This is a genomic window from Paraglaciecola sp. MB-3u-78 (assembly GCF_002835935.1).
Taxonomy (GTDB): domain Bacteria; phylum Pseudomonadota; class Gammaproteobacteria; order Enterobacterales; family Alteromonadaceae; genus Paraglaciecola.
Genome location: NZ_PJCF01000087.1, coordinates 232,432 through 245,331, shown reverse-complemented (window position 1 = coordinate 245,331; position 12,900 = coordinate 232,432). Strand labels below are relative to the sequence as shown.

Genomic DNA, 12,900 nt, shown 5'->3' with positions numbered 1-12,900 from the left:
CCGATTGTTTTTACAAGCTTGGTTAGTAAGCTTACCAGTATTTTATCGCAACCAGCTATAGGCCATAAGTCATATTTTATATCGTGACTTTTGGCACTTATGTCGATATTCAATCCGTCCTATGCTGAGGATGTTGTTTAAATAGGAGTCAATTTATGAACACCATTCACAGTGTATTATTCTTTATTCATATTATTGTCGGAAGTATGGCTTTATTGCTTTTTTGGGTGCCAATTGTCACTAAAAAAGGTGGCTTAGATCACCGTAAGTTTGGTCGCTATTACGCAAATACTATGTATGCCGTGGCGGCGTCTGGTGCTTTAATGGCTTTAATGGTGATATATGCCCCTTTAGTCATCAAACACCAATTAGTACACGAAAATACGAATACACAACAACTTGCTTCGACATTACGCATTTTCTGGAGTTTTTTACTGTATTTAAGCCTATTAACTTTTGTAAATGTTCGCCATGGTATTTTAGTATTAAGGAATAAAACTCAGCACAGTAATATGCGTCAGTTGCCACACTTATTCAGTATTGGTTTATTGTTCATTGGTGGGCTAATTCTTCTTTTATTTGGCTTAATATACTCAAACACGCTACATATAATATTTGGCGTGTTAGGGGCGGTATTGGCTATTCAAACTGGGCGTTTTTGTTTGGCTAATTCAGTGTCAGCCAATCGCTGGCTGGTTGAACACTTAAGTGCTTTTATAGGTTCAGGTATTGCTGCTTATACCGCTTTCCTTGCTTTCGGGGGCCGTAGCATGTTTGGTGACTTAGGCCCGTTTCAGCTTGTTTTTTGGGTTGCGCCTGGCGTTATTGGAACCATTGCGATTGCACGTATGTCACGCAAATATAAAGAGGGTCTGGCGGCAAAAAAATTAATTTAATTGAACTGAATAGTCTACTTGCCGTCTGAAAAACTGAATTATTACGCAGCATATTGAAAATTAAGGAAAATAATGTCGATTAATCTTGCATCAAAAATACTCTTTGCCGGTTGTTTAAGCTTATCAAGTTTGGCTTCTGCGGATACTTTAGAACAAGCAGTTGTTGCCTTAAAAGCGGGTCAAACAGAACAAGCAATCGATTTATTTAAAGAACAAAAACAAAACCCTGAGGCGATGCTTTATTTGGCCAAAATCTATATGGATACTGATCTAGATGAAGCTGAAGATTGGATTGAAAAAGCGGTTAAGGCTAATTTAAACGATGCACAAGCCTATTATGTTCGTGGCGCTATCATGGGGCGCCAGGCATCAGGTTCCATTTTTTCAGCTTTAAGTTACGCAGAAAAATCGGTTAATAGTTTTACGAAAGCAGTAGAACTGCAGCCTGACTCCATCAAATATAGAAAAGGATTAATGCAATTCCACACTGGCGCGCCCAGCATTGCAGGTGGCGACCTTGATATAGCCAAAGTCCAAATGGAAAAAATTAGGCTACTTGATCCAAAAGCAGGCCTAGAAGCTGAGATTAATTATGAACTATCACAAGATAATGACGCGCTAGCAGATGCTCTTTTGCAGCAAGCAAAACAGACTTATAAAGATATTCCTGATTTTTTCTTGCAAGCAGGCATGCTCCATCAACAAAAAGAAAACTATCAAGCTGCGTTTGAAGAATTAACTATGGCAATCAGTAAAAAGGCTGAAACTGAAGAAAGTGTTGTTGCAAAATACAATGCCTTGTACCAACTAGGTAGAACAGCTGTTTTAGGTGAAATTAATATTAATGCGGGTATAAAGGCTTTGCATGAGTTTATCGATGAAGGGCCAGATATGGATGGTTTGGCACCTAAACCTTGGGCAGAATTTCGTTTGGCTAACCTAATGGCTCTCAATTCACAGACCTTAGAAGCTAAAACGATATATTTACGTTTGGCAAAAACAGATAACAAGGAATTAGCGAAACAAGCAAAGAAGGCCGCAAAGAGGATCTAGATACCCCGTTAATCCTTTAAACTAACCCGTGAATAGACATTGCGCGGGTTTAATTTCAAACTTTCTTGCTTTGATCCAAATACAAGCTTGAATTATGTAATAATTGCCTCAAAATCGAGTTCATATTCAAATACTCGTCTTTCAAACGTTCAGCTAACGTCTGAATAACACTTCTAAGGAACAACATTGACCATTAAACTTGGCATAGTGATGGATCCCATTCAGTCCATTAATATCAAAAAAGACACCAGTTTTGCTATGTTGCTTGATGCGCAAAAGCGTGGCTACGAATTGTTCTATATGGAAATGGGCGACCTGTATTTACAAAATGGTAAACCTATGGCGCGAATGGCTAGTTTGGCTGTGGAGCCAAATGCAGACAAATGGTTTACATTAGGTAAAGAATTACATCAAAGTTTAGCTGAGTTAGATGTGATTTTGATGCGTAAAGATCCCCCAGTAGACAATGAGTTTATTTATGCCACGCATATGTTTGAACTGGCTGAGCAAGCGGGAACTTTGGTGGTCAACAGAGCCCAAAGTTTAAGGGATTTTAATGAGAAGTTGTTTACTTCATGGTTCCCTGATTTAGTAGCAGATACATTAGTTACAAGAGATACTGCATTAGTTAAAGCGTTTCATCAAAAGCATAAAGATATCATTTGTAAACCCTTGGATGGTATGGGTGGCAGCTCAATTTTTAGGGTCAAGGAAGACGGTAATAACTTGGGGGTAATCATTGAAACCCTAACTGAACTGGGCACTCGTTACGCTATGTTTCAGAAGTTTTTACCCGAGATTAAAGACGGCGATAAACGCATCCTAATTGTTGATGGACAAGTGGTACCTTATGCATTAGCAAGGTTGCCAACTAAAGGTGAAAATCGTGGTAATTTGGCTGCAGGCGGCACAGGTATACCACAACCTTTATCAGAGTCTGACTTTAAAATTGCCGAGACTATCGCCCCCCTTTTAGTCGAAAAAGGTCTGTTATTTGTAGGCTTAGATGTGATTGGTGATAGAGTCACAGAAATCAATGTGACCAGCCCAACTTGCGTGCGAGAAATTGAAGCTGCTTATGACGTGAATATCACAGGTATGTTATTCGACGCCATTGAAAAGCGGCTTTTGGCTGGTAAAGGAGCATAAATTTTACTATGCAAAGTTTGCAGAATTATTTACTTATAGCGTCTCCGAGCATGGACGACCCATATTTCGCACGAACGGTCACGTATATTTGTGAGCATAACGAACATGGCGCCATGGGGCTGATAATCAATCAACCTGTGGGCATGAAGTTAAAGGAGTTGGTTGCACAGGTTGACGACAAGGCCGAAGTGATTGCCGAAAAAGCTGAAGATATTATTTTGGCTGGTGGTCCTGTTAGCCAAGACCGTGGTTTTATTTTGCACACCTCGCAGCCCGGTTGGGCTTCAAGTTTAACCATGACCCCTGAAGTCATGGTAACTACTTCCAAAGATATTATATCTTCGTTGGGCAATAACGATGCACCAGAAAAGTCTCTGATTATGCTGGGTTACGCCGGCTGGTCCGCAGGGCAACTAGAAGAAGAGATTCAAACCAGCTCATGGTTAATGGTCGAAGCCGATACAGACATTTTATTTGATACTCCTATCCATAAAAAATGGGAAACCGCGGTTCAGCGCTTAGGCATAGATGTATGGCAGCTTGGCCCAGATATCGGTCACGCCTGAATGAGACTTTCCCTCGATGATACCCACATAATGATGTCACATGAGTAAACAAGGTCAACGTACTATCTTAGCCTTCGATTTTGGGACTAAAAGCATAGGCGTAGCGGTAGGGCAGGAGATAACAGGCACTGCGTCTCCACTTAACGCCCTCAAGGCAGTAGATGGCATTCCTAATTGGGATGTTGTGGCAAAACTGTTTGCCGAATGGTCTCCACAATTAGCGGTCGTTGGTTTACCGCTGAATATGGATGGCTCTAGTCAACAAGTCACATTTTCTGCCAAAAAATTCGCCAACCGTCTTAATGCTAAATATAAAGTAGCAGTGGAAACGTGCGACGAACGTTTAACCACAGTCGACGCCAAAGCCCGTTTGTTTGAACTCGGTGGCTTCAAAAAACTCGACAAACAAAAAGTTGATAGCGTATCCGCTTGTTTGATTTTTGAAAGTTGGATTGAAACGCAATATTAAAATCGGCAAAAGACACACTGCATAAAAACAAATCCTAAAAATTAAAGATTAAAGAATTTTTGCACCACCGAGGACAACGAGGTCACAGAGGAAAATCAAGAAAAACACTACCTGACTTCATCTATTTAAAGCCATTTTTATTTTTCCTCTGTGTAGCGTTGTTAGCGCTCTTTTTCCTCGATGGTTTAAAATTCTTTTGTTCTTAATGCATTTTTTTAGCCGTTGATGTGGTTCTCGGTGGTGTAAACCCCTTGGCTTTTGATGTATTACTTCTTAGCGGCTTCTAGTTTTTCTATTTCTTTCCACAAACCTTCTGCTTCGGCGGTGAGCATGGAGTAGGTTTTAATGTCACCCTTGCGCTGGGCTAGCATGGCATTGGTGGATTTTTGGTCGTAAGTCTTACGTAATTTTTTAGCTGGGTCTGCTTTTAAAAAACCGAACATGTTTACCTCGATAAATAATGAGTTATTCTAGTTGTTACTGTTATTTCGCTTTAGTCGATCAGTTTTTGGGTAGTTGAATATTTAATATTTTCACAGGCTCCGCCAACATTTGACCTTTTACGTAGCTGTCATTCACTTCCAACGCTTCACGAATTTGATGGATCTTTTTAACAATGTGCATGCCTTTTGTTACTCGACCAAAAGCAGCAAAGCCTTGGCCGTCTGGATTACGTAAACCACCAAAATCCAACGAGGGTTGAGCACCAATACAAATGAAAAACTCAGAGGTAGCTGTATCTGGTGCTCCGCGCGCCATCGATAAAACACCCTCTAGATGTTTAATGCCCGTCTGTTTAGTGGTTTCAAGTTGTATCGCTGGGTAGTCTTCAAATTCATCATTGACACCACCTTGTATCACTTCAATTTTGGGTGAGCCATTATCATTATCTAATCGCAGCACCCGATAAAAATGTCCATTATTAAACGCGCCCGCCTCAATGTAACGAATAAAGTTAGTCACAGACAACGGCGCCTGTTTTGAATAAAGCTCAATTTCGATAATACCTATAGATGTGGTAATGACCCCTTGTTGAATAGAGTGAGGCTTTTGGCTGTTTTCATTGGCTAACACAGTTTGAGTGAGTAGGCTTAACCCTATAAAAAGTGTCAAACTTTGGATAGAAATGAGCGCGATTAATTTTTTAATTTTTAGTTTTCCATCGTTCATCTAACGACATTCTGTCAGACAACAGTGGAGAGTTATACACCCATTCTTTAGATGTATATCAATTGACCTGACTGAAAAATAAAAGTGAATCTTTTAGCACGATTGATGGTGAGTGTTGTCTTTCAAAAGGTTCTAATTTAGACCTCCTTAAAAAGCTGATCATAACTATCGTTTCTAGTATTAAATACTGTCACTTCTTGATAAAATTTATAGGTTATTAACCCCTTGATTGAAGGATGTCTATGCCCGGGTTACACCGCATTATTCTCATTAATTGTCATCTTCCTGGTTTTGTTGAACTTGATGTGTCTGGTCACAGTAATATTTGTGGTACCAATGCCTCGGGTAAAACTACACTGCAACGTTTGATCCCGGTCTTTTATGGCGAATTGCCAAGTAAAGTCGTGCCTAAAACTCGTAAAAAGTTTGATGATTTTTATTTGCCCCATGCTAATAGTTATCTGATCTATGAGTATCAAAGGGAAGACGGGCAGAATTGCCAAGTTGTGTTAACTCGCAAAGGTAGTGATGGGGTGCAATATCGCTTTGTTGAAGCGCCTTATCATCAAGAACAAATTTTGGTGGATGTCGAACAAGGTAATGTACAAGCTATGTTGCCCGAGCAGTGGATTAAACAACTCAGGCAGCTTGGTATTGAATTTTCCCATAAAATACAAGCTACCAGTGAGTTTCGCAGTATTATCCAAAACGATGCCAGTGTGGGGCGTGGGGCAGGACGTGAAAGTACTAAACTTAGACAGCTAGCCAGTCGCTACAGTTTGGTGTCTAGCCAACATCGTATTCGGCATATGGAAAAACTCGTAAGTGCGGTTCATGCCAAAGAAGGCAAGATGGACACTTTGCGAACTATGCTAGCGGCTATCTTTGAAGAAGATGGCTTAGTTCAGCCTACTACCACAGTCAAAAATACTAAAGCCCGTGAGTGGATTACGCAGATGCGTCAGACGATGCGCTTGCAGACGATGCAGAACGAATATCAAAAACTTCAGGCCCAGACCGAAAAACTCAATACCACTGAAAATCAATTGTTGCAGCTTAAGCCAATATTAGAAAAAGACTTACAGTCGTTGGCAATACAAAAGGCCGATGCTCAAGAGCAGCGCAATAAAATGAAAGCTCAACAAAGCAGCATCAAAGAGTCCTTTGAGCAAGCAGAAGGTTTATTGAATAGCCGCGTCAGTGAAACGGCTGAAAACCTAAAAGCTAAGTCGTCACGATTAGATCATATCCAGCAACAATATGCGAGGTATCAGGATTCTGATATCGATCAACTGCAAAAAAATATGGATGCCTTGCCCCTTAAGCGTGAAGAGTACGACCAAAAGTTAGAACAATACAATTTGCTCATAGACCAGCATAAAGATTTGCAGCGTCAGCTTGAACAGCAAAAACTCAAGTTATCTGAATCTTTAGAGCGATTATCCCGTAAAAACCAAGCCCAAGTGAAAACCATTAGTCAACAAAAAGAGACTGTGCGTAACACTCACAGCGATAAAGAAGTAGATTTACGTGGTCAGTTTGAACAACGTAAAGAGCACCAAGCTAAAGCGTTTGATCAGCAATTATTAGATATCGAGCGCAGCATAGTGCGCGCTGAGCACCAAGGGACACAAGCTTCGGCCACAGAGCAAGAAATAGAAAACGGAACACTGGCCGACAAACGTTTAGAGCTTGCCCAGCGAGCATGGCAGCAAAGCTCAAGTGCTAAAAAACAGGCCGAAAACACCTACCAACAGCTTAGAATTAAACGTGACGAAGCGGATAAAGTATTACATCAAGCCAGGCAAACAACCCGACAAGCCAAAGAGCGTTTACAACAATTACATAAACAACTTTCTCCTGAGCAAGACAGCCTTAGGCAATTCCTGAGAGACCATAAACCTGGCTGGGAACAAAGCATAGGTAAGCTGATTGATGAACCTTTGCTGGATCGCAAAGATTTGTCACCGCAACTTCTGGCTGAAAAAAGCCAAGCTGAAAGCAACAGTTTATTAGGCGTTCAGTTAAATATGGCCGTCATTAATGCCCCTGATTATGCCCAAGACGAAACAGCCTTAACCCTGTCCTTAGAACAAACTAAAAAACACTTACTGGCAGCTGAAAAACAACAGAAACAAGCCGAGTCTGAATTAGACGTATGTCATCAAGAAGCCGAGTTACAGCGAGAAACTGTGGCTGAGCAAAACCGAGGGTTTGAACAAGCTGAACAAGAGACAACTTATGCGCAAAGTGCTAAACAGCGTTTTGCCGATGAGTTAAAAATCGCCTTAGACAAACGCAAAAAACAAGCCCAGCAGGCATTGCAACAATACCTAGATCAAAAACAACAAATATTCTCTCAAAAACTAGAGGCTATTGACCTGTTAAAGTCTGATTTTGAAGAACAACTTTTGGAGTTTAAGACCGGTTGGCAAGATGAACTCGCCATATTAGATGAACAAATCGAAGAGCTTGAGCGCCAAGTGGAGTATAAACGGGAACAAAACCGTGAACAGATTAAACAACTCGAAGGCGCTTTTAATCAAGAGTTAGCCAATCAAGACATTGACCCCAATACCTTACGTGAGCTGAAGCAACAAATTGAGGCGTTAAAAAATACTATTCAAGCCGTGACAGTCAGGCGTGATGAACTAAACGAATATAAAACCTTTATACAGACCGATTGGTTGAAACAACGCCCAGAATTACTGGAACAAGAGGCCGAGTTAAAAGCCCTTGCTCAACAGCTGGATCAACAGCAAACCACTTTAGGTAGTCAATACCAAACAAAACGGACTGAGTTATCTAAAGTGTTGTTAGCAGTGGAAAAAAGTTTGTCTGGATGGAGTGCTTTGATCACCGAAATTGAGCCTATGGTGCGCCAGCTCAGTCAAATTGTGTTTTCCTTTAAGCCAGCAGATGAACAAAACATCAATCTGGGCGATCAGGCTGAACGCATTAATCGATGTACCGAGGCATTAGAAAGTCGCAGCCGTGGTGAGAAAAAATTAAAAGAGTCCCTGACCGAGTTTGAAGCAACCTTAGGTAAAGATGCGGGCAAAGACTTCCTCGATACTATGCTGCAAGCATTCAAAGTATTAGATGAAGACGCCAATGTGCGAGAACGTCTGCCTATTTTGCAGCGTTTACTGAGTATTTTAGAGTCCCGTCAGCGTCAAATTGTGGAGCAGGGTGAAACTATTGGTGGCGACTTAAACAAGTTTTTCACTGTATTTAGTGACATTAACCGTAAAATCGCCCAACAAAGTAAACGCCTGACCGATGAAGTTTCCGATGATTTGAGCTTAGACGGTATCGCCCGCTCTGAAGTGAAAATAATCTCAACAGTGGATGAACTTAATTTTTGGGCACCGCTGAAACGTTTCGCCCAACAATATAATAAATGGAGCACGTCTGACGATTTTCTGCCAAGTGAAGCTTATTTAGACAATCTGGCAGATGTGGTTGAGGTATTGCCCAACGACGCCAATTACAGTATCGAATCGCTGTTGCGTTTAGAGTTACATCTAAATGAGGGGGGCTCTGACTTAGTGATTAAAAATGATAGACAACTGCTTGAGTCGTCAAGTCACGGTATGGCTTATTTGATTTTGTGTAAATTTTTATTGGCCTTTACCCGTTTATTGCGTAATCAAGCGAATATCCATATCCATTGGCCTATCGATGAAATTGGCACCTTGGCCTATCACAATGTAGAAAAATTGTTTAAAGCCTGTGATGCCAATGATATTCATATCTTGGGCGCCTTTCCAAACCCCGAATCAGATGTATTGATGTTGTTTAAACATCGATATTTGATTGATAAACAAAAACAACACTTAGAAAAAATTGAACCGAAACTCAGCCGGATCGCCGAGCGTTTGCAACAGAATAAAGCTTCCAATACTGAGTCAGCAAAGGTGATCGCATGATAGAAAATGGTCCATTATTAGAACGCTTACTCGAAGGTGAGTTTATTTGTGCAGTGACAGACGAACATAGCTTTCATAAATTGCAAAATGAAGAGTTGGTGAATGACTTAAACCACTTTTTAAGGCCGTTAAATAGGCGGGTTGCCAATAACGATGATGGTTCGGTGTTTTTTCTGGCCTATTGTGATTTAACCCAAAATGCCCGTCAGCATCTGAGTCATCAATTCACCAGCACAGTGCAATCCTTATTGCCTATGTTGGAATGGATGCAATTAGTGCAAGAAGCATTAGGACGTGATGGCGCGCTAAACGCGGGTGATACCATTAAGTTGCAAGACTTTGAGTCCAAAGTAGTGGATAACCAGTCGCTTATCCATCGTTTAGCGCATCTTGCTAATGACAGAGTGTTTAAGTCCACCAGTGACAAGCCCGATATGCAAATCAAACAAGTCTTTAAGCGGATCAAAGATATGGGATATTTGTATCAGCCCCATAAAGACCGGCTGTTTTATATTGTCACCGGTAAAGTTGAACAACTGATAGAGTTAGTACGTTTTATCAAAGACGAAGAAAATTTACCTATCGATGACGCCACACCAGAGCAAGAGGCGATGTTTTGAGTCAAGCACCTAAGCAAAAAAGTCCAGCCCAAAGCAACCCGTTGTTTGAATTAGGCAAAGAGCGATTAGAACTCATTGGCAAACATGCTGATGCTTTAATGCAGGGCTATTTAGAAGGGGATGTGAACGAATTAGCGTTTTCACAGCAAGCACTGCAAAAACTGCTGGACAGCAGAGTGTTGTTCTATCCTCAAGAGCAGTCATTACGTTTACGCCCAATCGTCAACGAGTTAATTGCTAGCTTGACTCAAGATGAGCGAAAGCGGCAAATTAACACCGATGTAGGTGAACACTTAGATCAAATCGACACTCGGGTGCAGTCATTGCAAGGAGCCAGAAAAAAAGGTGACTACGCTGCCAGTGAACACCATATGCAGCTGCTAACGGAACGTGTAAACGACATGACAGGGCAGTTTGGTGATGCCATTGAAAGTCTCTGGCATAGATTAAATACCGAGTTTGGTTTTGTGAGTAGTTTGGATGATAAAATTTTAGAAATTGAACTTGCCCAGCGGCAACTAAGGCGAATACTGGATGGCTTTGGCATTATCAATTTTGATGATCTAATCCAACTAGCGGGCAGTGATGGTGCACTTCGAAAGTTATTAGTGAGTCAATTACAGGCACGTATTTCAGAACATTCAGGCTCTTTGTTAGAAGTACAAAAGCGCCTTGTTCTTTTGATGGCGCGGTTCCGACAGCAACAAGATAGAGCTTTACTCATCAATCGCATGAGTGCTTTTTTACGCCAGCATCCTAATTTCCAAATAGGTGATTACCCAAATCGTAGCCAAGTCCCAGCGGTGATCAATCAGGCCCACGGCATCAGTCCTCAGGCCTTTATTGCGTTAGACCGGGCACAAGATAGTTACGCCCTAGCAGAGCTTGCCCGTGCTGTGCCTAGAGAGCCCGAACAAAACTTACAGTCAGAAACACAAACCGAAGGTTTTGTTATGGCTGTGCAAAACTTAGTGGCCACACAGCAAAAGCAATTAGCAAAAGATGTAGAAGACTTTTTTATCCAGGTAATAGAAAGCCCACAAGCCCTAAGTGGTGTCGATTATTTGGCCGAACAGGGATTACCTTGGGAGCCTGAAATGTGGTTATTCCAAATTGTGGCTGAATATCAAGGTTTACCAGAGCAAAATAAACACAGCTTTATGCTTGAAAAAGACAGTGCCCAGCAAAGCCGTTTTAATCAGTTACATATTATTCAAGATGTCACAGTTGGGATGCGTTTCTTCGGTGATTTTCAGGCTGCAGGTTAAGCTACTTATGGCCGATGATCTTAGTTTAAAGGCAAAACGATTATTGGCTACGCAGCATAGCAAACTTTTACTTGATGAGGGGGCAGTGGCAAATGCCAGTCGCATCCTGAACGAGATTTTAAATTGGTGTGATAACTTAGAGTTTCAACCGGGAAAATGGCTTAAGCCAAATAAAATGTATCGGTTTGATAGAGAATACATAACACAAATCAATCAAACATTATTAGACGAAGGTTACGCCAGTATTTTTGATAACTTTAACCAAGATAACCACAGAAGTGCGGCACAAAGAAACCCCAACGAAAAACAAGGACAACTCAAGCCAACACACCACCTCATTCTCGGGGCTTTCACTGATACAAATACTCTTGATGTTATGAGTCAAGCTCTTTACTCAAGTCAGCAAATAAATATTGAGTTAGATATAAGACAGTTGGCACTAGATAATTTTGACTGCCTTATAGTTGTCGAAAATCGCGATAGTTTTAACGACTGGTTTGAGTATAAGTCGTATACCAATTTATCCAGTCCATTAGTTATTTACCGTGGTGACAAGCATCACTCAACTGCTTGCAAAAGGTTACTTAAAAATTGGTTAAGTACTCAAGGTAATAAATTTGCCATCTATTTTGGTGATTATGACTTAGCAGCTTTGCGTATTGCAATCAGTGGTGGTTACACCCATCTGTTATTGCCTGAATATCAATACTTAGTCGAGCAATGTATAAAACAACATTATCCTGATAACCAACATAAATACTTGGCAAGGTTAGAGCAAAATTGCCCAGAAGTTTGCCAGCCTTTACTGCAACTCATGCGTGATAAACGGGCAGGGTTGAGGCAACAAAAAATGTATCTAACGCCGCTGCTTATATACCCTATCGATTACTGAGATCTCTGAACATATAAAAAAGCCAACGGCTATTGCATTGGCTTTCAAACAAACATTATATATAACCCCAACTCGGTTTAAGAAATTGAACTAAACGCCTGTTCTAGGACCTGATCTTTCGACCAAGAGAGACCAATCAACACAAGAAACAGGCGTGAAGAATTTAGTCGAGTTTTACAGTGATGTCGATGATTTTTGCAACGTATTCATTCCGCAATGGCAAAAGCAGTTATTAGAAGATGTTGGTCGCCAAAGGCGCAGAGATAGTCGAATGTCTATAAGCGAAATGATGACAGTGGTCATTGGTTTCCACATGAGCCATCACCGTGATTTTAATAATTATTACCTAGGCTATGTCTCGTGTTTTTATAAAACGGACTTCCCTAAATTACTGAGCTACATACGATTTTTGGAAGTGATGGCCTAGCCTCATCGCGCTTTTGAACTTATCTTGACTTTTCACTACCCAGGACTGGATCGCATCTCCTGTCCCTGCATGGGTCATTGAAGCATGACGTTATGCCACTTAAAATAGCACCTCATATTGATTGGCATCAACATCGAAAAAAAATACATGTTTACCTTGCTTCAGCAATGCTTGAAAACCCTTGAAGTGAGAATTTGGAAACCAACTAAGCCATCTTCCCATGTGCAAAAGCCTAAAAAAATCACCTCCAGAGAACCAAACGGCAGCCATCCAACTGCTATGCAATGCCCATCATTTGAGAGAATTGGAAAGAGCGAGGTAGCAAGACAAGCAAAAATGGGCAAATGAAATGCGTGCACTGCTGATAATGCTTTGTCAGGACGTCAAGGATAATGACGGAAGCTCACGCCAAAGCCGCCAGAGAACACTATCGTGACATACTTATTAGAGGGATAAGG

At 41.1% G+C, this 12,900-nt stretch carries 12 protein-coding genes and 1 pseudogene; 11 read left to right on the top strand and 2 right to left on the bottom strand.

What is annotated here, in order from left to right:
• Positions 1-155 precede the first annotated feature (155 nt).
• The 5 genes from CXF95_RS29240 to ruvX all read left to right on the top strand — a co-directional run bounded on the left by CXF95_RS29240 (position 156) and on the right by ruvX (position 4,133).
• Complete coding sequence (locus tag CXF95_RS29240) at positions 156-896, top strand: hypothetical protein (RefSeq protein WP_101201891.1); 741 nt, start codon at positions 156-158, stop codon at positions 894-896.
• A gap of 72 nt (positions 897-968) precedes the next feature.
• Positions 969-1,949, top strand: coding sequence for a lipopolysaccharide assembly protein LapB (locus CXF95_RS29235; RefSeq protein WP_232788104.1), 981 nt, complete (start codon positions 969-971; stop codon positions 1,947-1,949).
• A 186-nt stretch (positions 1,950-2,135) separates the two neighbouring features.
• Complete coding sequence (gshB, locus tag CXF95_RS29230) at positions 2,136-3,098, top strand: glutathione synthase (protein ID WP_101201890.1); 963 nt, start codon at positions 2,136-2,138, stop codon at positions 3,096-3,098.
• Positions 3,099-3,106: 8 nt separating this feature from the next.
• Positions 3,107-3,664 (top strand): YqgE/AlgH family protein, encoded by a 558-nt coding sequence (locus tag CXF95_RS29225; protein WP_101201889.1) that lies wholly within the window; start codon positions 3,107-3,109, stop codon positions 3,662-3,664.
• Positions 3,665-3,704: 40 nt separating this feature from the next.
• The gene (gene ruvX / locus CXF95_RS29220) at positions 3,705-4,133 is read left to right on the top strand and encodes a Holliday junction resolvase RuvX (RefSeq protein WP_101201888.1); all 429 of its coding nucleotides are present in this window, start codon (positions 3,705-3,707) and stop codon (positions 4,131-4,133) included.
• Between the two features lie 266 nt (positions 4,134-4,399).
• On the opposite strand, the gene CXF95_RS29825 is transcribed toward ruvX, so the two are convergent.
• Together CXF95_RS29825 and CXF95_RS29215 are read right to left on the bottom strand one after the other, a co-directional pair.
• On the bottom strand, positions 4,400-4,576 hold the full coding sequence (locus CXF95_RS29825) for a DUF6435 family protein (protein WP_157828309.1): 177 nt from the start codon (positions 4,574-4,576) through the stop codon (positions 4,400-4,402).
• A gap of 58 nt (positions 4,577-4,634) precedes the next feature.
• Positions 4,635-5,303, bottom strand: a complete 669-nt coding sequence (locus CXF95_RS29215; protein WP_101201887.1) for a peptidylprolyl isomerase — start codon at positions 5,301-5,303, stop codon at positions 4,635-4,637.
• A 242-nt stretch (positions 5,304-5,545) separates the two neighbouring features.
• Here CXF95_RS29215 and CXF95_RS29210 point away from each other — a divergent pair, with 242 nt between their 5' ends.
• The 6 genes and pseudogenes from CXF95_RS29210 to CXF95_RS29820 all read left to right on the top strand — a co-directional run bounded on the left by CXF95_RS29210 (position 5,546) and on the right by CXF95_RS29820 (position 12,790).
• Entirely contained in the window at positions 5,546-9,235 is a 3,690-nt protein-coding gene (locus tag CXF95_RS29210; RefSeq protein ID WP_101201886.1) for an ATP-binding protein, read from the top strand.
• On the top strand, positions 9,232-9,855 hold the full coding sequence (locus CXF95_RS29205; protein WP_101201885.1) for a hypothetical protein: 624 nt from the start codon (positions 9,232-9,234) through the stop codon (positions 9,853-9,855). The genes CXF95_RS29210 and CXF95_RS29205 overlap by 4 nt, the downstream gene beginning before the upstream one ends.
• Positions 9,852-11,123, top strand: coding sequence for a hypothetical protein (locus CXF95_RS29200; protein ID WP_101201884.1), 1,272 nt, complete (start codon positions 9,852-9,854; stop codon positions 11,121-11,123). The genes CXF95_RS29205 and CXF95_RS29200 overlap by 4 nt, the downstream gene beginning before the upstream one ends.
• Before the next feature lie 7 nt (positions 11,124-11,130).
• Positions 11,131-12,015 (top strand): hypothetical protein, encoded by an 885-nt coding sequence (locus CXF95_RS29195; protein ID WP_101201883.1) that lies wholly within the window; start codon positions 11,131-11,133, stop codon positions 12,013-12,015.
• A gap of 154 nt (positions 12,016-12,169) precedes the next feature.
• A pseudogene (locus tag CXF95_RS29190) lies at positions 12,170-12,436 on the top strand (IS982 family transposase); the annotation flags it as partial.
• Between the two features lie 123 nt (positions 12,437-12,559).
• Positions 12,560-12,790, top strand: a complete 231-nt coding sequence (locus CXF95_RS29820; protein ID WP_157828308.1) for a hypothetical protein — start codon at positions 12,560-12,562, stop codon at positions 12,788-12,790.
• Positions 12,791-12,900: the final 110 nt, after the last annotated feature.

Bases quoted from the DNA above. Each gene is read 5' to 3' on its own strand.
- CXF95_RS29205 (WP_101201885.1), top strand. From the start codon at position 9,232: ATGATAGAAAATGGTCCATTATTAGAACGCTTACTCGAAGGTGAGTTT.
- ruvX (WP_101201888.1), top strand. From the start codon at position 3,705: ATGAGTAAACAAGGTCAACGTACTATCTTAGCCTTCGATTTTGGGACT.
- CXF95_RS29225 (WP_101201889.1), top strand. From the start codon at position 3,107: ATGCAAAGTTTGCAGAATTATTTACTTATAGCGTCTCCGAGCATGGAC.
- CXF95_RS29235 (WP_232788104.1), top strand. From the start codon at position 969: ATGTCGATTAATCTTGCATCAAAAATACTCTTTGCCGGTTGTTTAAGC.
- CXF95_RS29195 (WP_101201883.1), top strand. From the start codon at position 11,131: ATGGCCGATGATCTTAGTTTAAAGGCAAAACGATTATTGGCTACGCAG.
- CXF95_RS29240 (WP_101201891.1), top strand. From the start codon at position 156: ATGAACACCATTCACAGTGTATTATTCTTTATTCATATTATTGTCGGA.
- CXF95_RS29825 (WP_157828309.1), bottom strand. From the start codon at position 4,576: ATGTTCGGTTTTTTAAAAGCAGACCCAGCTAAAAAATTACGTAAGACT.
- CXF95_RS29215 (WP_101201887.1), bottom strand. From the start codon at position 5,303: ATGAACGATGGAAAACTAAAAATTAAAAAATTAATCGCGCTCATTTCT.
- CXF95_RS29210 (WP_101201886.1), top strand. From the start codon at position 5,546: ATGCCCGGGTTACACCGCATTATTCTCATTAATTGTCATCTTCCTGGT.